Here is a 20,226-nt window from a genome sequence, read left to right on the forward strand (position 1 = left end):
GTGAGAAGGGCCTACAAATGTTTCCGGGGCCGATGGGCCCAGAAACAGTTGACATTGCCGGGCCTCGTCAATGTCGTCGAGATCGGTGACATAGCTAGCGATGACTACAAAGCAGCTGATGAAAGCTGCTTCGAAGGCGCTGAATGCCGGCGTCATCCAACTCCCGGACGCCGTGGATGACCAGCGGTTCCCGCCATGCCATGCCGAGTCGCCGCGCTGTTGCCTTTAACGGCACAAGCATTGCTTCGTACTCCCAGCCATGGAGGCCGTTTGGACCGTAGCCGTCGAAGGCGCCGCCAGTGGTTGTGACAATCCGGAGCGACTTACCCGCCAGCGCTCCGGGAGTGCCGGTCCCGTAGGCCCAACCCCGGGTCAGGACCTCGTCCAGCCAGCGTTTGAGAATTGAAGGCATGGCGTACCAATAGGTGGGGTATTGCAGCACGATGTGCTCTGCCCCCGCGATCGCGTCCTGTTCGGCCTGGATATCAATGGAGTCCGTCCCATACAGCTCGGAAAGGACCCGGGTGTGAACCTCCTCAATGGACTTTGACTCCTCGAACAACGCGGCGTTGATGCGTGAACTGCGCAGGTCCGGGTGGCCGACGATAAGTGCTGTCTTCATGCTCTGATCCAACGACTCACTCACTTTCCTGCACAGGTGCCTTCTCGGCCAGTTCCGGTCGAGTAACCGGGTGCCCATCGATGGACTCGTAAAGGCTCTTGGAGCGCGCCAGTCCGTCCATCAGGCTGGCCGGTCCCCTGAAAGGCAGGCCGCCGATGTGCCAACCGTCTGTGTGCAGTTCCTCAATGAGCACCCAGACCACCTCGCGGAAAGCTTCAGATCCTTCGAACTTCACCATGACGTCCGTGAGGGCTGCCGCCATCCGGTGCTTTTCATCTTCCGTGAAGACGCCGTCGACGAGCTTGACATTTACGAACGGCATTGCGTTCTCCTCTTTGTAGGTGCTCCGGATTGCCCGGATATACCAAGCTTTGACCACGGGCGGCGTCGGCGGACCCGCGAATGCCGTCAATCACCCCACAGATACCGTCAGGGTGTCTCGGAGGCAGATGGGGAGGTCCCGGGAACCATCAGGGCTGCGACAGGAGGCGTTCCAGATACAGCGAGGGACTCATTCCGATCTTCTGCGTGAAGACCCGCCTCATCGTCTCAGCACTTCCAAATCCGCTTGCGGCAGCCGCGGCGGCGACGGTGGCTCCCCTCTGGAGCATTGCCTGAGCCGCTTCGATCCGCACCGTTTCGACGTATCGACCAGGGGTGGTGTTGGTCCCCTCTTGAAACAGCCGCGCAAGGCTGCTGGCGCTGAGATTCGTCAAGGCAGCCATAGCGTCAATCGAGTAATCCGCGCCGGGATCGGCCGTAATGCGGTCCAAAAGCTTTCTGAGGACGCGGTCCCGGGGAACGCCCACCCGGACGGCGACAGAGCGCTGGGATTGCCCTCCCGGCCGTTGATTGAAAATGACCATTTGACGGACCACGGCCCGGGCAACGTCCGGGCCGTAGTCCTCCTCAACCATGAACAACGCCAGGTCCGTCCCGGAACTGATGCCCGCCGAGGTGATGAACGAACCGTCCTGCACAAACAACGCATCAGGCACGACACGCACCAGCGGATATGACCTCCTGAACCGTTCGACCTGGGTCCAATGAGTGGTCGCGTTCCGGTAGTTCAGCAAGCCCCCGTGTGCCAGGAGAAATGCACCGGTACAGACGGAAGCGACCCGCCCGGCATCATTCGTTACATGGGAAACTGCCTCGACAAGTTCCTGCCCGAAAGGCCTGGACACCATCCCATATGCGCCCGGAACGATGACGGTGTCCAAGGCGCCTGTCTCTCCGGCTGCGGCCTCGGCGGTCAAATAGTGTCCGTTGGAAGCTTGCTTGGCTTTGCCGTCGCTGGAAACCAAGACAGTGTCGTAATGGGCCCCAAAGGCATTCGCATGATGAAACACGTCAGCGGGCCCGGCAACATCGATCATTGTCACGTTGTCATGGATCAAGAACCCGATAGCCCGGCTTCGATCACTCACTTCTCACCGTAGTCTCTCCAAAACGTGGCGCTGCGCACAGCGTACGCCAACAGGCACGCGTCTGGATGCCCTTCAATAATCATCAAACTTGACCCGTAAGTTCGCGCCGGACGACACTCGATGCAAGCACAGGACGACTCAAACACCGTCATCATGCCGATGTTGCTCATCACCCTTCCGGGTTGAAGAGATCCGTAACCTTGTTACCCAGTTCCGCTTTGGTTTCTATGCATTCACTGATTGCTTCGGTGCCGGTTCTTAAATTGTAAGTCTCAAAACCACGGTATTAGCAGTGGATGCGGAACCCCGTTTCCTTGAGAAATCGACGCTTTCGGCTTCTTGCCCATCGGCCCCGCTATCAGAACGACAACCCAAGACTGACAGGCAGCCTGGACTGTCAGCGGCGAATCAATGCGGATGTACCCGACCACCGAGACGGCGCCCCCAACACCCTGCCAAACCAACGGCCACCAACAAAAACGAGCCCAGAATGGCCCAATAGAAAGGTGATCTGTGCACAGTCAGAGGGCCGAGGCCCCCTGCCGGAAGCGTCACCGATGTCCTGATACAGAACTATCACCCATGCCCAGTCCGACATTTTTCACGGAGACGCATGTCCGCTATTGCAAATGCGGCCTGTCCGAGCAACCGGGGAAACGTCTCAATCGTCCTGTCCTCCCCCTTGCGACATCCAGTAATCGTTGATCGCCTGAACGGCCTGCTCCTTCGTCATGCGGGCAACATCTCGTTCATTCATTCCAACGGTGTGGGTGAGTTGCCAGACCAGCGCCAGGGGAATAGCCGAAGCAGGAGGGGCTGCCAATCCGCGGGCAGGCAAGGCTCCGTCATCGACGCATGCCCAAAACTCATCCTCACTGACTTCGAGCTGGTCTTGAAGAATATGGTTCCAGATCGAACTTGAATACGTGGTGAGATCAACCGGGCGGGAAATCCGGGTCCGCAAGATCCGTCCATCTTGCAGACTCAACCGGTAGGTCGCGTGATGGCGCACTGGTTTCCCGCGGGCATTCGTCACGAGTTCCCAGCGCTCGGTTAGACAGAACTTCTCATGGTCGTCCCGTCCGCCCACGCGTCGGACGCTCATGCCACCGAGCCGGTGAGCCAGGCGGTCAATTGCTGATCGGTGCACAGGTCAATGAGCTGAACCAAGGCCCAGTTCTCGCGGTGATTGGGCGCCGCGTGCAAATGGTCCTCCCAATCCTCCGCGTAGTCCCGCAAAGCATCGACGAAGTCCGCCAAGGCATCAGCCAGTTCCGTGGCCTCAGCGGCAAAAGGCCGCCCCGGCATGAAGACAGACCATGCTCCGTCCTCATTCACGACCTGGACATTGGCGACGACCGTCAATTCCAGATACCGGCGCAAGCTCTCTCCATTGACGACGGCGGCCGTAGCTCGGTCGGGCCGCCGTATCGTGGACAGCCCTCCCCGCTCGCTGGCATCGAGGATCGTCTTCAACGAATCCCGTGCTTGGGTAAACCCGTAGACGTGTCCACCGACTCTCTCACGTGCGGGGGTGCTCATCTATCAATCATCCGCACGTACATCAGGTACGTCAAGTACGTCTACGTCTGCGTCGTGTCCGTGCCGGTACGGCCCAGTTCAACGGCAAAAGTGGGCATTGTGTTCGCACGATCTAGTCCTCGAGCGCTCCGTTGCAGAGCCTGTTGACTACTTCAGTGAGCATCGCCAGGCCTGCAACGATGTCCTCGTCCTTGGTGTATTCGTGCTCATTGTGGGAGATGCCGTCGACGCTGGGAACAAAGAGCATCACCGTGGGAACGATGTCCTTCATATTGGTGGAATCGTGCCCGGCCAAGGTCATGACTTCCTTGTTGGACAGCCCCAGGTCGGCGGCAACCTTGGCGGCGAGTTCGACGCCCTCGGGCTGGTAAGGAGTGACCGGCCACGAGTGCGAATGGTGCTGTTCCACGGAAACGTTGGCAAGCGCCTCGATTTCCGCAATGCGCTCGTGCAGCAGGGCATCGGCCTGGGCGAGTACGGATTCGTCGGCACTCCGCAGGTCCAACAGCAGGCTGACCCGGGACGGGACCACAACGGGCGAGTTGGGGTAGACGTTCAATTGCCCCACCGAGGTGTGGAGCGCTCCGGGGAACCGGTTGGCGATGTCCCTAGCGGCGACCACCAGCATCGAAGCTCCCAAAAGGGCGTCCTTGCGGTCCGCGATGACGGTGGAGCCGGTGTGTGCTTGCTCGCCGTGGACCACGAATTCGTACTTATTGGCCGCCCAGTTGGAGGAAACCAGGCCAATCGTGATGCCTTCCCGCTCCATGCTGCGGCCTTGTTCGATGTGGATTTCGGCGCAGTATGCCGCTTCGGGGCCTTCGAAGGCCCCGCGGCATGCGATGGCATCGAGGGCGTCCTGCACGGAAATCCCGGCAGCGTCCATGGTGGCCAGCGCCGTGTCCAGCGGGAGCTTGCCGGTGTACACGGAAGACCCCATCATGGAGGGCTTGAAGCGGCTGCCTTCCTCGTTGAACCAGTTCACGACGGCGATGTTGAACTTGGGTGCCTCAGCTCCGGGCGCGTTCCACTGGTCAACCAGCCGGAAGGCCGCATGCGCGGCGGCCAGGACTCCGTAGGCACCGTCGTAACGTCCCGCGGTCGGCTGGGAATCCATGTGTGAGCCAACCACAACGAACGGAGCTCCCGCGACGGCCTCGTAGAGTCCCCACTGGTTGCCGATCTGGTCAAAACGGACTGTGAAGCCCCGGGCTTCCAGCAGGCTCGTGAGCCAGTGCCGCTGTTCGCCGTCGGGCTGGCTGGCAGCCTGCCGGTCCACGCCGCCGTTCGCGGTGGCGCCGAAAGCGCTCATGGTGTGGAAGTCCTGGACGAAGTCCGTGTCCTGGGCGGTGAATCTGGTGGTGGAAGTCATTGGTTCCCCTATGAACTGTGTTGAATCTAAGAAGAGTGCTGAATCTGTGAACTGTGTTGAAGCGCGGTCAAAGTGTTGTGGGTGAAACGGCCGCCGACGGCTGTCGCGAGCACCTGCAGCTCTGCAATATTGCCGGCGTCAAGCGGCGAGCCGGACAGGACGGTGAAGTCGGCAAGCTTGCGCGGGGCCAAAGAGCCCTTTACGGCCGGCATCCCTGTGGCCGCGGCCGCTCCCGTGGTGTAAGCGGCTAGTGCCTCGTACGGGGAAAGCCGCTCCGCCGGGTTGCCGAACACCGCACCGGAGGATGTCCTCCGGTCCACGAAGGCCTGCATTCCGCGGAGAACGTTGCCGTCTGCGACGGGACGGTCGGAGCTCCCTGCCAAGGTCACCCCAGCGGACAGGAACGACGACGCGCGGTAGGCCCAACGCAGTCGCTCGGGACCGAGCGACGCCGACATGCCGTCGCCGCCCTCATGGAAGAAGCTGGCCTGCGGCGTCACTGCAAGGCCAAGGGCGGCAAGCCGTTCGAGCTGTTCCGGCCTGGTCATGGAAGCGTGCTCGATCCGGTTCGGCAAAACGCGCGGTCCGTACTTCGAGTCGCACTCCGCAAGAATGTCGATCGCGAGGTCCACAGCCCGGTCTCCGATGGCGTGCGCCGCGACAGACCACCCGGCAGCATAAGCGGCCTCGATCCGTTCCCGCAGCAGGGCAGGTTCGGCTTGGAAGTAGCCCGTGTTGCCGGTGTTGTCCTTTTGCCCGTGACTGCAGTATTCGTGGCTGACCGCGGCGGTTTCGCCAAGGAGCGAACCGTCGAGGAAGACCTTGGCGGGGCCAAGGGAGAGGTACTCGTTGCCGAACCCACTTGTGATGCCCAAATCCAGGCATGCAGCACCTGAACCGTCGTCGCCATGACCGCCAAGCCGGTGCAAAACGTCCAGCACCGGCATCACTTGGGCTCTCGCATGGAGTTTGCCGTTGGCCGCGGCCCGTTGGTACGCGGCGAGTTCCACCGGGCTGTGCCCGATCCAGCCGCCGCCCACGCCCGCTTCGGTGAAGCTCGTGATGCCCTCGGAGGCATAGTGGCGCGTGGCCCGCTCCAGGGCTGCCTCGATCTCGCCGACCGAGTACGGCAGGATCAGCTCCTGGATCAGCGCCTGCGCCGTCTCCTGTACGAGTCCGGTGGGACGCCCCGCCGCGTCGCGGACGATCACGCCGCCCTCGGGATCCGCGTACGACGGCGACTCGGCACCTGCCAGCCGCAGCGCGGCTGTGTTGACCACGGCCATGTGCCCGGAGTTGTGCCGCATGAAAAGCGGCTGCTCCCCCGTAATGCGGTCAAGTTCACGGATGTCCGGGAACTCGCCGCCGTGCTGCTGCTGGCTGAAGCCCGTGGCCATGAGCCAGGCCTTTGCCTTAACGCCAGCGGCGTCGTTGCCGGAAGCGGAGACAGCATCTTCCAGCAACGCGTACAACTCCCCCAGGCCCCGCGCCTTGGACACATCCAGCTCGGCCAGGCCCAGCCCGAACCACGTGGTGTGGCAGTGCGCATCGATGAAGCCCGGTGTGACGGTGGCACCGCCGAGGTCGAGGATCTCTGCGGTGGCGAGGCCATCCAGGTCTTCGTCGAGTCCCACCACAAGGCCTTGCCAGATACCCAGCGAGCGTGCGCAGGGACGGTCCGGGTCCATCGTGATGATGTTGGCGTTGCGTAGGAGCAGATCGAGTTTCATGCCAATGGCCTAGCGGTGCGAGGTGGTGACGGACTTGATCCGGGTGTAGTCCTCCAGCCCGAAGACGGAGAGGTCCTTGCCCGTGCCGGAGTGCTTGAAACCGCCGTGAGGCGCCTCGGCCGGAATGACTTGGTGGCAATTGATCCACACGGCGCCGAAGTCGAGCTCATTGGACACCCGAGTGACCACGCCGTGGTTGTTGGACCAAACGCTCGAGGCCAGGGCGTACTTCGTCCCGTTGGCCAGCTCAAGCGCCTCTTCCTCGGTGGCGAAAGGTTGGACCGTGACTACGGGGCCGAAGATCTCGTCGCACACCACCTCGTCAGTCTGGAAGACGCCGTCGATCACCGTCGGTTCGAAGTAGTACCCAGTGCCGGTGCGCTTCCCGCCGGACAGGACGGTGGCGTTGGCCGGAAGCCGGGTCATGAAGCCCTCCACGCGCTCCAGCTGCGCGGCGCTGTTCAGCGGCCCGAGGTCCGAACTGTCATCGCCGAGGGTCAGCGCGGCGGCCGCAGCGCCAAGGGCCTTGGCGAACTCCTCGTGAATGTGCGCGTGAACCAGGACCCGGGTCACGGCGGTGCAGTCCTGGCCCGCATTGAAGAACGCGCTCAGGGCCAGTTCGCGGGCTGTCTGCTGGACATCGACGTCGGCGAAAACGATCGCCGGTGCCTTTCCGCCCAGCTCCAAGTGGACATCCTTCAGCGTCTTGGCCGCGGCGGACATGACCTGAGCGCCTGCCCTGGTGGAACCCGTGATGGACACCATCTCCGGGATCTCGTGGTCCACCATGGCGGCACCGGCCTTGCGGCCTCCACAGACGATGTTCACCACGCCCGCCGGGTACACCTGCTGGGCCAGCTCGCCCAGGATCACGGTGGACCAAGGAGTGGTGTCAGCGGGCTTCAAGACCAGCGTGTTCCCGGCCGCCAGCGCCGGGCCGATCTTCCAGACGGCCATCATGAACGGGTAGTTCCACGGGGTGATCTGCGCGACCACACCCAGCGGTTCGCGCCGGATGGTGGACGTGAAGCCCTGCACGTACTCGGTGGACGCGGTGCCGGACACGACGCGGCAGGCTCCGGCGAAGAAGCGCAATTGGTCCGCGCCACGCAGGATCTCCAGTTCGCGGGTGACGGCACGCGGCTTGCCGGTGCACGCAACCTCGGCGTCCAGCAGCCGGTCCACGTTGGCTTCGATGAGGTCAGCGAGCTGCAGCAGCAGCGCCTGGCGCTCGCCCGGCGTCGTGCGCTTGTAGCTCTTGAAAGCGGCGGCAGCGGCTTGGAAGGCGAGGTCGACGGCGGCCGAGTCACTATCCGGGGCCGTGCCGACCTGTGCCCCCGTCCGTGGATCGAAGAAGGGCAGGCTCGCCGCGGCGTCGACCGCTTGGCCGTTGATGATGTTCTTGAGCGTGATCACGTGGGGCTCCAGTCAGTTGCTCTTGGGGGAACGGGTGGTGGGGTCCTGCGGGAGGTGCAGCACGGCAGGAAGGCCGGAGTCGACGGCGCGGCGGAACGCGGCGGCGAAGTCTTCCGCCCTGTCCACGCGCTCGCCGTAGCCGCCGTAGGAGCGGGCCAGTGCCGCGAAGTCCGGGTTGGTCATGTGCGTGCCGGATGGGCGGCCCGGGTAGTGGGCTTCCTGGTGCTCGCGGATAGTGGCGAAGATGCCGTTGTCCACTACCAGCACAATGAACCGTGCTCCGTGACCCATGGCCGTCGCGATTTCCTGGCCGTTCATCATGAAACAACCGTCGCCAGCCACTGAGATGACCTGACGGCCGGGGTATGCCAGCGAGGCCGCAACGGCTGCCGGGATTCCCATGCCCATGGCTCCGTTGCGCGGAGCGGCAAGGGAGTTGGCGCTGTCGTGCTTCAGGTAGCGAGCCGGCCACAGGGCGTGGTTGCCCGCGCCGAAGGTGAGGACGGCGTCGTCGTCCATCTCTTGCTTGAGGATCTCCATCACGACGCCGAGATCCACTGTGTTTGTGTCCACTCCGTGGACCCCGTCGGGCTGGGCCGCAGAGAACTTGAGGTAACTTGCCCGGGCATCCTGGAACCAGCCCGCGGCAGGCCGCACGGCAGAGTCAGTGTCCGCGATGGCCAGCGAAAACGCCGAAACGTCAGCAGTGAGGTGCTGGTCCACTCGGCCGAAGTGGCCCAGCAGGTCCGGGTCCGGGTTGACTACCACGGTGGTGGCCTTGAGGCCTCGGGTATAACCGTCGGAGAGGACGTCGCCGCGGACGCAACCGAGGAAAACGAGCAGGTCGGCGTCGTCCAGGAGGGCCGCGGTGACGTCGCTGCGGCCGTAGCCGAGGAAGCCGGCGTAGGACTCGCTGCTGTGCGGGACGGCGTCGTAGGCGCGGAAATCGGCCACGACCGGGACGTTGTGGCGTGCCGCCCAGGCGGCCAGGGCGTCCCCGGATTCTTTCGTCCAACCTTCGCCACCCACCACGATGAGCGGTTTGTTGGCCGCGGCGAGCCGCGTTTCCAACTCGGCCAAGGCCGCGGCTGAGGGACCGGGACGGGAGACCTTGCGCGGCTCCACGGTGTCTTCATCAATGGTGTGCACCAGCACATCTTCGGGCAGCCCGATGACCACAGGACCTGGGCGTCCGCTGAGGGACGTGAAGATTGCGTCGTCCACCACGCGGGCGGCGGAAGCGGCGTCGTCGAGCGTGACGACTTTCTTTGCGGTGCTGCCGAACCAGGCGTTGATGTCGAATTCCTGGAAGGATTCCCGGCCGCGATCCGCCACGGGGATGAGGCCCACGAACAAAATCATGGGTGTCGCGTCCTGGTGTGCCGTATGGATAGCGATGAACGCGTTGGCGGCACCGGGGCCGCGCGTCACCATGGCGACGCCGGGGAGTTCCGTGAGGCGGCCCTCGGCCAGCGCCATGAAACCTGCTCCGCCTTCGTGGCGGGTCACGATGGTCTCGATCGAGGAGTCGTGGAGTCCGTCCAGGACATCCAGGTAGCTCTCGCCGGGGACGCCGTAGACCCGTTTGATGCCTGCGCGTTCAAGCTGCTCGACGATGAGGTGGCCTGCTGTAGTGGTGCTCAATGCTTCATTCCTTCTTCTTTGATACTCAGGCCGGGCAGGAAGATGCCGGACAGAGCGGTCAGTACGGAAACAATCAGGAGAATGATGGCGCCGGGCCAATATGAGTTGCCGTTGGCGGCCACCAGCGCTGTGGCGATCAGGGGCACGAAGCCGGAGATGACGCCCGCGGTATTGGAAGTGATGGCGACGCCCGTGTAGCGGACCTTGGTGGCGAACAGTGCCGTCAGCGCCGTGCCCGAGACGGCGTACGGGATGGACAGTACAGCGACGCCGATCATCATGCCGACGACCACCAGGACGGAGTTGCGGCTGTCGATGGCCAGGAAAACAGGGACCGCAATGAAGGCCGAGGCCACACCGCCCCACAAGATGACTTTGCTGGCACCGAATTTTTCGCCCATCCTGCCAGCCCAGACCAGGGCTCCGATTTCGAGTGCGGCAGCGAGGAGGGTGCCCAGGAGAAGCAGTTCGGACGGCAGCTTCAGGACCTTGGTGCCGTAGAAGACCACAAAGCTGGTGATGAGGTAGAAGCCGCCGATGCCGAGCAGTGCCGAGCACATGCCCACCAGGATCTGGCGCCAACTGTTCTTCAGCACGCCACGGATGGGGGCGTGCTCGGTCTCGCCGGATTCCATGAGGGCTTCGAATTCGGGCGACTCGCTGAGCCTGCTGCGGATCCACATGGAGATGGCCAGGAGAGGGATAGCTGCGATGAACGGAATGCGCCAACCCCACGCGTCGAAATTGTTCTGACCCACGAGGAAGAGCATGCCGAAGAAGCCTCCGGAGGACAGGATGGTGCCGATCGGTGAACCGATCTGCGGCAGCGCCGCATAGCGGGCACGCTTGGCAACCGGGGCGTTTTCGACGGCGATGATCACCGCGCCGCTCCATTCGCCACCGACGGCGAGGCCCTGCACGATCCGCAGGGCCACCAGCAGGATAGGCGCGGCCAGGCCGATGGTCATGTAGTTCGGCAGCAAGCCGATCAGGCCGGTGACGACGCCGATTCCGACGATGGTGACCATGAGGATCTTCTTGCGGCCCACTTTGTCGCCGAGGGCGCCGAAGATGAACCCACCGATGGGACGGGCTACGAACCCGACGGCGAGCGTGGCGAAGGAGCCCATCGCCGCCACGAACGGATCCTGCGAGACGAAAAATTGCGCGTTGAACACCAGGGCGGCCGCGGTGGTGAAGAGGAAGAAGTCGTACCACTCCAACGCTGTGCCTACGAGGGCGGCGAGGGCGACCTTCCTGGTAACCCTCTCATCGACTGTGCGGGGCATCCCGGGAGTCAGATCCGCTGGGGCGCTGCCTGCGCTGCTGGCCATGATTACTCCAAAAGATTCGAACGATGCCGTGAAAACCGGGGAACTGCCGGTTGTGATTGGTCTCACTCGGCAGTGACTACTCCCATAGTGCCAGTAGATCCGCCCAAAAAGACTAGCTCTGCGCCACGGAATATTGGCCATAGAATGTGTAAATGCACAATGTGGAGAATACCGGCGACGCCGCGCGATGGGGTGAGCTCGTGGAAGGGCTGCACGGGCGGCTGGAGGAACTCGTCGAGCTCTTCGTGACGCGCGTCCAGGAGATCCCCGAATATGCCGACAATAGGGTGAGCCTCCCGGAACTGCGGAACACGGCACGTGAAACTTTCCGGCGCCTCATAGACGGACTGCGGGACGAGAGGTTCCGCCATTCGAACTCCCACGGCAGCCAGGATTCACTGGCGCGCTTCTCTTCGGAACTGGGCGCCAAACGGGCCCGTGCCGGAATTTCGCCCGAGGCCCTGATTTCAGCCGTGCGCCTCGATTTCAGCATTCTTTGGGCAGATCTCCTGCAAATCTCCGACACGGAGGACGCAGTGCTCCTGACATCCCATGTAGACCAGGTGTGGCGCGTGGTCGATGAGTTTGCCACCCAAACCCACTCGAGCCATTCGAGCGAACGGGTCCGCATGGCCCAGGAGGAATCGAACATCCGCCGGGAGTTCATCGCCCGGTTGTTCAGCAAGTCCGAGCTATCGGCAGACACCATCAGCCAGGCCGCGGCAGCCCTGGTCACGGACCCGGAAGCAAGGTTCTCCATCGTGGCCGCGAGTGGGGACGCGGCTTCCAAACTACGGACTATTGCCACCCAAGGGGGCTGGCTCCAACCGTCCCAACGCCTCTACGTCCACGAATTCGGCGGCAGCACCTACGTGTTCTGGGCGTTGCCCCGGGCCTACGGCGGAGGATCCAGTGGCACCCCGCGGCAAGACGAAGGACCTGCCTACGTTCCCGCTCCCATCACCGGAATACCTTGCGGTTATGTCGAGGGATTTTCCGGCCTGCGCGCCCTGCCCTCCGCAGCACGGACAGCAGAGCGCCTCGCCCTGCTGCTCCAGCCCGCGGACCGAGGCCCATTGACGGCCGCAGCTGCGTGGGCCCGGCTCGCAAAGCAGCAACTCCAGGATGCGGGCCTGGACCTCTGGGCCGATCTTGAGTCCGCCCTCTCGGAATGCCGCGACGGCGAGCGCGAGCGGCTGACCGAGACGGTGCGCCATTTCCTGCACACAGGCAACATCACCACCACGGCGCAGGAACTGTTTTGCCACCGGAACACCATCCTCAACCGGCTCAACCGTTTCCAGGAGCTCACTGGCATCGATCTGGCCGTGCCGGCGCAAGCGGCCCGGCTAGTGGTGGCCTGGGCCTGAGGTCTATCACAAAGGAAAGTTGCCGTTGTGTGAACACACATTTTCTGTCGTTTTTTGCTGGAAATTCAGCCATTGAAGTGTGGTACGCAACACAGGATAGTTATCTGCATCCTCACCCGGGCACTCGCCCCCACACTCATCTGGAGCTTCTCATGGCCCAAACGGTAGATACCGCCTCCGTGTCCGCAGCCAGGCTTGACCTGGCCAAGATGCGCAAAATCGCCCTCGCCAGCGTCATCGGCACCACTGTCGAGTGGTACGACCTGTTCGTGTTCGGAACAGCGTCCGCCTTGGTCTTCAACAAAATCTTCTTCCCCAGCTTCGACCCGATCGTCGGCACCATGCTGGCCTTCGGCACCTTCGCCTCGGCCTACATTGCCCGCATGGTGGGCGCCATCATCTTCGGCCACTTCGGTGACCGGCTCGGCCGCAAATCCATGCTCCTGATCTCCCTTCTCACCATGGGAGCGGCAACTTTCGCCATCGGCTTGCTGCCTGACTACAACACCATCGGCATCATGGCGCCGCTGTTGCTGCTTCTGCTGCGCGTCATCCAAGGCCTGGCGTTGGGCGGCGAGTGGGGCGGCGCGGTACTCATGACCGTTGAGCATGCTCCTTCCGCCCGCCGCGGTTTCTACGGTTCCCTCGTTCAGGTAGGCGTTCCCGCAGGCACCTTGATCGCCAACGTCGCGTTCCTGATCGTCGCTTCCACCGTCAGCTCGGACGCACTGCTCAGCTGGGGTTGGCGCATCCCGTTCCTGGCCTCCTGCCTGCTGGTGGCTGTCGGCATCTACATCCGCCTCCACATCGAGGAAACCCCGTCATTCCAGGCCGTCAAGACCGCCGGCGCCAAGGCGAAAATGCCCTTTGCCGCCCTCATGGCCAAGTACTGGAAGCAAGTTGTCCTCGGCGGCATCGCCACCCTCTCTACCGGGAGCACCTTCACCCTGCTGGTTGCCTCCGGCGTTTCCTACGGCAAGAAGGACCTCGGCCACTCTGAGAGCCTCATGCTCTGGGTTGTCCTGGCTTCCTGCGCACTGTGCTTTGTGCTCATCCCCTTCTTCGGGAAACTCTCGGACAAATACGGCCGCAAGCCGATCATCTACGCCGGCGTGGCCGCTGAGGCGTTGTTCGCATTCCCGATGTTCTGGCTCATGGACACCAAGTCCGTACCCCTGTTGTTCGTCGCCTACCTCGGAATGATGACAGCCTTCGCAGCCAACTACGGTCCCATCGCCACGTTCCTGGCCGAACTCTTCGGTTCCAAGGTCCGCTACTCGGGATTGTCCGTGGCCTACATGCTCTCCGGCCTCCTCGGCAGCGCCGCTACCCCGTTCATCACCACCTGGCTCCTTGGCCTGACGCACCAGAGCTCATCCATTGCCTGGTACATCACAGCCGCGGCGCTGATCTCCTTGGCGGCACTGTTCGTCCTGACGGAAACCCGCCACGGCAACATCGACGCCGTCGACGTCGCCCCGGTGGATGCAGCGGACGCGGCCGCGAAGTGAGCGATTCCCCAGCGACGAACCTGGCCACCATCACGCGGCTCGGCGAGGTCCCCGGCCAGGCAGCCGCCGTCGGACCTTTCTCCCACGCGGTCATGGCCAACGGTTTCGTGTTCACCTCCGGCCAGATCCCGGCCATCACCGGTTTGGACGACCAACCGGAGACCTTCGAAGGACAAGTCCGGCAGGCGATCGAAAACCTGCGTGCGGTACTGGAGGCAGCAGGTTCCAGCCTGGCGCACGTGGTCAAGGTCAACACATACTTGACCAGCCAGGACCACCTCGAGGAGTACAACCGCGTCTACACGGAGTACTTCGGCTCCGCGAAGCCCGCGCGCACTTCCGTCTGTGTGAGCCTCTGGGGAGTATCCCTTGAGATTGAATGCGTGGCGGTGCTCGCATGAGCCAGGCATCTACGGCGGAGCTTCGGTCCTCGGCAGGCCTGTTGGCCCGGCTTGCCGAGGTCAGCTACCCCACTATCGGACACTTTCTTGAGGACGGATTTGTTGATCCGGCGATCCAGTCTCTGCTCGACGGCGTAAAGGTGGCCGGGCCTGCGGTGACAGTCCGAATCGTTGACAACGATGCGATCGCCATGAACCGTGCACTCCTAGAGCTGTACCCCGGAGCCGTGCTGGTGATCGACATGGATGGCGACCACCGTCACGCCCCCGTCGGCGCAGTGACGGCAGCAGCTGCCAAGGCCCGTGGCGCGGCCGGCATAGTTGTAGACGGCCGAGCCACGGATCTGTTGGAGTTGCGGAGCACCGGACTGCCGGTCTTCGCCCGCGGGACCTCGTGCCTCACCACCAAGCGGCTGCACGGCAAGGAATCATCGGTCAACGTTCCCGTGTTGTTCGGCGGAGTCGAGGTTCATCCCGGAGACTGGGTGCTGGGTGACGATAATGGCGTGATCGTGCTGACCCAGGAGGAGGCGACAGCGGTCTTGGAGCGGGCACTGGCCTCGGACGCGGCCGAGCCGGAACTGCTGGCACGAATCGCCGCGGGTGAACCACTCGAAACGCTGCTCGTGCACTGAATCGCCTGACCGCCACACGCCGCCTTGCGACGCGCTGCTGCAGCACGCTCGACTTGTCCAGAGACGGAGGCTCAAAGCCACACAGGAGTGTGTGGCTTTGAGTCGTCTCCACGCCGCGGCCTTCGTGATGCCAGCACGGGAATAGCGACTCCGGAACCTGCGACCCTATCCCCCAATGGCAAGCAGCGCCAACGCACTGTCCCGTGGCTTTTGAAGGTCCAGGCCTGTGTAACCTTCAAATGCCGCCAGCCTGTTGACAACGGTGTTCCGGTGGCAGGCGAGCCTGTCTGCCACGGCTACGAGGCTGCCGAGCTCCAGGAACGCTCGAACCGCTTCCAGGAGGCGTTCCCGCTCCGGGTCGCTACATCGACCAAGCGCCGAAAAGACCAGGGTTTCAGGGTTACAGCCCACTTGCGAGAGTCGGTGTGCTGTGATGGACAGCCAACGGTCCCTGAGCGTGAAGACTCCCTTGCTGCCCATGGGCAGGTCTTTCATGATTTCCCGGGCGGCGCTGACTGCTGTGCGCACTCCTGTTATCCCGTTGGCGTGCGGTGCCACGGCGACGGCCACATCGTCGAACAGCGCGGCCTCCTGATAACTCAGCTTTTCGTTGGAGTCCACCGTTCGGGGCCGGATGACAAGAGTGTGGTGCCCTTGGTCATAGGTCAGCACAGGAAAGTCCCGCGGCGGACGCGCCCGGACCCGCCTCCTGATCAGCAGGCCGTCGTTCCGGTCGATGGCCGCTACAAGAAACATCGCGTGAGGGTTGATGCGGAGGGCACCGGCTATGCGTGACAACTCAGTTGGGGACGGCTCGGCCGGCGCCAACAGTTGGGTCAGATACTGCTGTTGAAGATCGGCATCGGCGCCCTCAATTTCCTCCAACTCCCTCAAATACCGCTCTTGGACGCTGGACGCGAAGCGGTCGACAGTCGCCCACACGACTTCCGCCTTCCTTACCAACAACGCAGGGTCTGCGCGCAGCTCCGGTGCGGACAAAGCATCCCAGAGCACCGAGAAATCGAGGCGAATCGCCCGGACCAGGCTGTCCAGCGGAACGCCCTGACGTGCCCTCCGGGCGCCAAGTTCGGAGGCAAAGACCGAAAGTGCGCCAATATCCTCGGCACGGCCGCCGAGAGCCGAGAGCATGGCAGAGAAGGAGCTGAAACTGCTGCGACGCAGGTCTTCAAGTGTGAGGCCGGAATCGGCGTAGGCGGGATCGGGAAGAATCCGGGTCAGGAAATTCTCGACGAGGCCAGGAAGCTGCCTGCCCACGGCATCGACCAAAGTCAGCCACTGCTCATCGTCCGTCATGTCGCCCCTCCCACAGCATCTCCATACATCCTCGCGGAACCGGACGCCACGGCCCATGTACGTTCGTACATTTTTTGCATGCTTTTACGTTCGCCCCTGTCATGGGCAATCATCCATCGCCTTGGGACGATCGAAATCAGCTGCTCCTGTGGCAGCCCAACACTTTCACGCGCCAGGAGTTTCCATGACCACCATTGATCCAGTCGAGGAGCGGACAACGGCCGTCCGCCCCGACGAGCAATCCGGCTACAAGAAGGGCCTTTCCAACCGCCAGGTCCAAATGATCGGCATCGGCGGCGCCATCGGCACGGGACTCTTCCTCGGCGCCGGCGGACGCCTGGCCTCAGCCGGGCCCGTCCTCCCCGTTGTCTACGCGATCTGCGGAGTGTTCGCCTTCTTCATCCTCCGCGCCCTCGGCGAGCTGGTCCTGCACCGCCCGTCATCAGGCTCCTTCGTCTCCTACGCTCGGGAGTTCTATGGCGAAAAGGCAGCGTACATCTCCGGGTGGGTGTACTCACTGTCGTGGGCGCTCACCGCGATCGTGGACATTACCGCCGTCGCCGTTTACCTGAACTACTGGACCGCGTTCAGCAGCGTCCCGCAATGGATCCTCGCGCTGGCGGCCCTGCTCGTGGTCACCGGCGTCAACCTCATCTCCGTGAAGCTATTCGGCGAACTGGAATTCTGGTTCGCCATTATCAAGGTTGGCGCGCTCGTGGCGTTCCTCCTGGTGGGCGGCATCTTCCTCGCCGGCAACTTCCCGGTCGCCGGACACCAGCCCGGGCTCTCCCTGATCACCGACCACGGCGGCCTGCTGCCCAACGGGCTACTCCCCGCGGTCATCATTGTGCAGGGCATTGTGTTCGCTTACGCCGGCATCGACATGATCGGCGTAGCCGCCGGCGAAACCAAGGACCCTAGGAAGATCATGCCCAAAGCGGTCAACGCGGTCATCTTCCGGATCGCCATCTTTTATGTGGGCTCCACTGCCCTGCTGGCGATGCTGCTTCCGTATACCTCCTATAAGGCCGGGGAGTCCCCGTTCGTAACCTTCTTCGCCAGTATCGGCGTGCCCGGTGCGGGCGACGTGATGAACTTCGTGGTCCTCACCGCCGCGCTATCCAGCCTCAACGCCGGGCTCTACTCCACCGGGCGGATCTACCGCTCCATGGCCCAGACCGGGACGGCACCCCAATTCATGAAACGGATGAGCCGCGGCGGGGTGCCCTACGGCGGAATCCTCTTCACCGCTGCCTTCACTCTGCTCGGCGTGGGGCTCAACGCAGTTGTTCCAAAGATGGCCTTCGAAATCACCATCAACGCCACCGCGCTAGCCATCCTCTGCACTTGGGCAACCATCATTTTGTGCCAACTGAAACTGTACAAACTGTCCAAAGCGGGACTGATGCCGCGGCCAGCCTTCCGGCTCTTCGGTGCGCCTTGGACCTCCTACCTGACCTTGGCGTTCCTGGCAGCGGTGCTCGTCCTGATGCTGTTTGATTTCCCGATCGGCACGTACACGGTGGCCTCCCTAGCAATCATCATCCCGGCCCTTATGGCCGGCTGGTACTCCGTGCGAAGGCGCGTCAACGAACTTGCCAGGACCCGGCCGCCGACCATCGCCATCCCGGTAGCGGGGGGCCACAGCCCAGCAATCACCGGCCCAGTCTTCCACCACGCGGCTCAACAACGAGGAGCACACACCATGACCACCGCAGCAACGCGTCCCGCCAACGCCCTGACCCAAAAACCTGCCGACATCAGCCGGGTAGCGAGCGATGACGCTGCGTCCTTCCTCCGCGACTTCCGCAGTCTCTCGACCATCGGCGAAACACCCGGCCACGGCGTGGACCGCCAAGCCGGCACTGCGGCGGACGCACAAGCACGTGCCTGGTTCACCTCCCTCGCCTCCCAGTACGGGTTCCGCACGGAAACGGACCAAGTTGGAAACCTCTTCGCGCTGATCGAATGGAACCCCGGCGCACCCTACGTCCTCGTGGGCTCGCACCTGGACAGCCAGCCGACCGCCGGGAAGTACGACGGCGCGTACGGCGTTGCCGCGGCCCTTCACGCCGCCCGCAGGCTGGCGGACCGGGCAGCCTCGAAATCGTCCGACGGCGGCAACGCGCCAGCGGTTCCCAAGTACAACCTTGCCGTCGTTGACTGGTTCAACGAGGAAGGCTGCCGCTTCGCCCCGTCCATGATGGGAAGTTCCGTCTACACAGGAAAGCTCCCCGCCGACGTCGCGCTGTCCGTTACGGACACCGCGGGTACCAGCGTGCGCGAAGCCCTTACCGAAATCGGGCACCTAGGAAGCGGCGATGGCCCCGCTGCCGCCGCCTATGCGGAGATCCACATTGAACAGGGCCGGTCGATGGAGGACTCCGGCACCACGATCGGCCTGGTCCACGCCTGCTGGGCCGCTGCGAAATACACGGTTACCGTCCACGGCGAGCAGGCACACACGGGTTCAACCGTCATCGCCGACCGCAAAGACGCCCTGCTGGGGGCGTCGCGCCTAGTGGTTTTGCTGAGGGAAATCGCGGACCACTCCAGCGGTGCCGTGCTGCACACCTCCGTGGGTCAGTTGACGGTGTATCCGAACTCGCCCGTTGTGGTGCCGTCCCGGGTGGACCTCGTGATGGACTTGCGGACCGCCGATGAGGGCGTCCTGGCCGCTGCCAAGGCCCTGCTCCGCTCCGGTATCGCCGCCATCGAGACGGAGGCCAACGTCAGCATTGAGGTCGAGGAGTCCCACGCCTGGGGCATCAACCCCTACCAACCCGCGGGTGTGGCCTTGGCCGCCGAATGCGCAGCCGAACTGGGCCTCAGCAACCGCCGAGTGTTCACGCTCGCCGGGCACGACTCAATCAACATGAAGGATGTCGTCCCTACGGTCATGCTGTTCGTTCCCAGCGTGGACGGCATCTCCCACAATGAGCGCGAATACACGAACGACGACGACGCCTGCGCCGGCGTAGACATGCTGACCCGCGTAGTTGAGAGGCTGTGCAACGGAGACCTCGACGATGCCGCGTCACCCGAACCCGGCTCCCGGCTGGAGGGCAACAAGTGACTGGCCGGATCAAGGTGGCCGTCCTCCAAGCGACCGGTCTGGTCAACTCACCGCAGCAAAACCTGAACAGGCTTGCTGCCCGAGCGCAGGAAGCAAAGGCACTGGGCGCGGACCTTCTGATAACCCCCGAACTGTTCATCAGCGGTTACGCTCCCGGCCTAGTGAACAGCACCGACGGGACAGTCCAGCGGCGGCAGATCGCCGACATCGCCTTATCCGCAGGCCTGGCGATCGTGGGTTCCACAGTCGAACACGACCGGGAGCGGCGCTACATCTCGGCGTCCTTCTTTGATCGCGACGGTGCCGAACTGACCCGCTACCGCAAGCAGCACCTCTTCGGGGCAGTCGAGAAGGAAGCGTTCGACGCCGGGGAGGCACCCCCCGCCGTCGTCCGCTTCGACGGAGTCAACGTTGCCCTCGGAATCTGCTTCGACATCGAGTTTCCCGAGTTCGCGCGTGCCGCGGCAGTCGCGGGAGCGGAACTGCTCTGCATTCCGACGGCGGTCCCCTTGCGTGAAGGCGGCCAGTCCGACGCACACCCGTTCGACACCAGGCTGATTCCGGCGATGGTGGTCCCCACCCGAGCCCTCGAAAGCCAGCTGTTCATTGCGTACGCCAACCACACCGGCCCGCACTTCGCCGGCCTGAGCACCATCGCCGATCCGTACGGGCGGCACCTTGCGGCCGCCGGTGACCATGCCGCGCTCATCGTCGCGGACGTTGCCGTGTCCACTCTTCGCCAGGCCCGGCTGGACACCGACTACCTCTCCCCGTTCATCAACAGCGCAGCCAGCGCCCACCCCCAATAAGGACCCACGTGACCATCGCA

General features: G+C 63.4%; 17 protein-coding genes. 6 read left to right on the forward strand and 11 right to left on the reverse strand.

What is annotated here, in order from left to right:
• Positions 1-94 precede the first annotated feature (94 nt).
• The 10 genes from ACFVTG_RS11435 to ACFVTG_RS11480 all read right to left on the reverse strand — a co-directional run bounded on the left by ACFVTG_RS11435 (position 95) and on the right by ACFVTG_RS11480 (position 11,090).
• The gene (locus tag ACFVTG_RS11435) at positions 95-622 is read right to left on the reverse strand and encodes an NAD(P)H-dependent oxidoreductase (protein ID WP_390280476.1); all 528 of its coding nucleotides are present in this window, start codon (positions 620-622) and stop codon (positions 95-97) included.
• Positions 623-638: 16 nt separating this feature from the next.
• A complete protein-coding gene (locus tag ACFVTG_RS11440; protein WP_284753033.1) occupies positions 639-944 on the reverse strand; it encodes a tautomerase family protein in 306 nt (101 codons plus the stop codon).
• A gap of 148 nt (positions 945-1,092) precedes the next feature.
• Positions 1,093-2,052 carry a GlxA family transcriptional regulator gene (locus tag ACFVTG_RS11445; RefSeq protein WP_390280478.1) on the reverse strand — a complete coding sequence of 320 codons (960 nt, stop codon included), beginning with the start codon at positions 2,050-2,052 and terminating at the stop codon, positions 1,093-1,095.
• 661 nt (positions 2,053-2,713) lie between these two features.
• Positions 2,714-3,142 carry a cytotoxic translational repressor of toxin-antitoxin stability system gene (locus ACFVTG_RS11450; protein WP_390280480.1) on the reverse strand — a complete coding sequence of 143 codons (429 nt, stop codon included), beginning with the start codon at positions 3,140-3,142 and terminating at the stop codon, positions 2,714-2,716.
• Between the two features lie 11 nt (positions 3,143-3,153).
• Complete coding sequence (locus ACFVTG_RS11455) at positions 3,154-3,594, reverse strand: hypothetical protein (RefSeq protein ID WP_390280482.1); 441 nt, start codon at positions 3,592-3,594, stop codon at positions 3,154-3,156.
• 112 nt (positions 3,595-3,706) lie between these two features.
• The gene (locus ACFVTG_RS11460) at positions 3,707-4,966 is read right to left on the reverse strand and encodes a M20 family metallo-hydrolase (protein WP_390280484.1); all 1,260 of its coding nucleotides are present in this window, start codon (positions 4,964-4,966) and stop codon (positions 3,707-3,709) included.
• 26 nt (positions 4,967-4,992) lie between these two features.
• Positions 4,993-6,696, reverse strand: coding sequence for an amidohydrolase (locus ACFVTG_RS11465; protein WP_390280486.1), 1,704 nt, complete (start codon positions 6,694-6,696; stop codon positions 4,993-4,995).
• Between the two features lie 9 nt (positions 6,697-6,705).
• A complete protein-coding gene (locus tag ACFVTG_RS11470) occupies positions 6,706-8,112 on the reverse strand; it encodes an aldehyde dehydrogenase family protein (RefSeq protein ID WP_390280488.1) in 1,407 nt (468 codons plus the stop codon).
• Positions 8,113-8,124: 12 nt separating this feature from the next.
• Positions 8,125-9,756 carry a thiamine pyrophosphate-dependent enzyme gene (locus ACFVTG_RS11475; protein WP_390280490.1) on the reverse strand — a complete coding sequence of 544 codons (1,632 nt, stop codon included), beginning with the start codon at positions 9,754-9,756 and terminating at the stop codon, positions 8,125-8,127.
• Complete coding sequence (locus ACFVTG_RS11480) at positions 9,753-11,090, reverse strand: MFS transporter (protein WP_390280492.1); 1,338 nt, start codon at positions 11,088-11,090, stop codon at positions 9,753-9,755. The genes ACFVTG_RS11475 and ACFVTG_RS11480 overlap by 4 nt, the downstream gene beginning before the upstream one ends.
• Positions 11,091-11,242: 152 nt before the next feature.
• On the opposite strand from ACFVTG_RS11480, the gene ACFVTG_RS11485 reads away from it, so the two are divergent.
• The 4 genes from ACFVTG_RS11485 to ACFVTG_RS11500 all read left to right on the forward strand — a co-directional run bounded on the left by ACFVTG_RS11485 (position 11,243) and on the right by ACFVTG_RS11500 (position 15,007).
• Entirely contained in the window at positions 11,243-12,460 is a 1,218-nt protein-coding gene (locus ACFVTG_RS11485) for a helix-turn-helix domain-containing protein (protein ID WP_390280494.1), read from the forward strand.
• Between the two features lie 152 nt (positions 12,461-12,612).
• A complete protein-coding gene (locus tag ACFVTG_RS11490; RefSeq protein WP_390280496.1) occupies positions 12,613-13,971 on the forward strand; it encodes an MFS transporter in 1,359 nt (452 codons plus the stop codon).
• On the forward strand, positions 13,968-14,372 hold the full coding sequence (locus ACFVTG_RS11495) for a RidA family protein (RefSeq protein WP_390280498.1): 405 nt from the start codon (positions 13,968-13,970) through the stop codon (positions 14,370-14,372). The genes ACFVTG_RS11490 and ACFVTG_RS11495 overlap by 4 nt, the downstream gene beginning before the upstream one ends.
• The gene (locus ACFVTG_RS11500) at positions 14,369-15,007 is read left to right on the forward strand and encodes an RraA family protein (protein ID WP_284753045.1); all 639 of its coding nucleotides are present in this window, start codon (positions 14,369-14,371) and stop codon (positions 15,005-15,007) included. Before ACFVTG_RS11495 ends, ACFVTG_RS11500 begins: the two co-directional genes overlap by 4 nt.
• A gap of 165 nt (positions 15,008-15,172) precedes the next feature.
• Here ACFVTG_RS11500 and ACFVTG_RS11505 read toward each other — a convergent pair whose 3' ends face one another.
• Positions 15,173-16,321, reverse strand: a complete 1,149-nt coding sequence (locus tag ACFVTG_RS11505) for a helix-turn-helix domain-containing protein (RefSeq protein WP_390280501.1) — start codon at positions 16,319-16,321, stop codon at positions 15,173-15,175.
• A 184-nt stretch (positions 16,322-16,505) separates the two neighbouring features.
• On the opposite strand from ACFVTG_RS11505, the gene ACFVTG_RS11510 reads away from it, so the two are divergent.
• Positions 16,506-19,397 carry an allantoate amidohydrolase gene (locus tag ACFVTG_RS11510; RefSeq protein ID WP_390280503.1) on the forward strand — a complete coding sequence of 964 codons (2,892 nt, stop codon included), beginning with the start codon at positions 16,506-16,508 and terminating at the stop codon, positions 19,395-19,397.
• Positions 19,394-20,206, forward strand: coding sequence for a nitrilase-related carbon-nitrogen hydrolase (locus ACFVTG_RS11515; protein WP_390280505.1), 813 nt, complete (start codon positions 19,394-19,396; stop codon positions 20,204-20,206). Before ACFVTG_RS11510 ends, ACFVTG_RS11515 begins: the two co-directional genes overlap by 4 nt.
• Positions 20,207-20,226: the final 20 nt, after the last annotated feature.

Source organism: Arthrobacter sp. NPDC058127, assembly GCF_042884555.1.
Lineage (GTDB): Bacteria > Actinomycetota > Actinomycetes > Actinomycetales > Micrococcaceae > Arthrobacter.

Excerpts from the sequence above, each read along its gene's own strand:
- ACFVTG_RS11435 (WP_390280476.1), bottom strand. The coding sequence starts at position 622 with ATGAAGACAGCACTTATCGTCGGCCACCCGGACCTGCGCAGTTCACGC.
- ACFVTG_RS11440 (WP_284753033.1), bottom strand. The coding sequence starts at position 944 with ATGCCGTTCGTAAATGTCAAGCTCGTCGACGGCGTCTTCACGGAAGAT.
- ACFVTG_RS11455 (WP_390280482.1), bottom strand. The coding sequence starts at position 3,594 with ATGAGCACCCCCGCACGTGAGAGAGTCGGTGGACACGTCTACGGGTTT.
- ACFVTG_RS11460 (WP_390280484.1), bottom strand. The coding sequence starts at position 4,966 with ATGACTTCCACCACCAGATTCACCGCCCAGGACACGGACTTCGTCCAG.
- ACFVTG_RS11465 (WP_390280486.1), bottom strand. The coding sequence starts at position 6,696 with ATGAAACTCGATCTGCTCCTACGCAACGCCAACATCATCACGATGGAC.
- ACFVTG_RS11480 (WP_390280492.1), bottom strand. The coding sequence starts at position 11,090 with ATGGCCAGCAGCGCAGGCAGCGCCCCAGCGGATCTGACTCCCGGGATG.
- ACFVTG_RS11485 (WP_390280494.1), top strand. The coding sequence starts at position 11,243 with ATGCACAATGTGGAGAATACCGGCGACGCCGCGCGATGGGGTGAGCTC.
- ACFVTG_RS11490 (WP_390280496.1), top strand. The coding sequence starts at position 12,613 with ATGGCCCAAACGGTAGATACCGCCTCCGTGTCCGCAGCCAGGCTTGAC.
- ACFVTG_RS11500 (WP_284753045.1), top strand. The coding sequence starts at position 14,369 with ATGAGCCAGGCATCTACGGCGGAGCTTCGGTCCTCGGCAGGCCTGTTG.
- ACFVTG_RS11505 (WP_390280501.1), bottom strand. The coding sequence starts at position 16,321 with ATGACGGACGATGAGCAGTGGCTGACTTTGGTCGATGCCGTGGGCAGG.
- ACFVTG_RS11510 (WP_390280503.1), top strand. The coding sequence starts at position 16,506 with ATGACCACCATTGATCCAGTCGAGGAGCGGACAACGGCCGTCCGCCCC.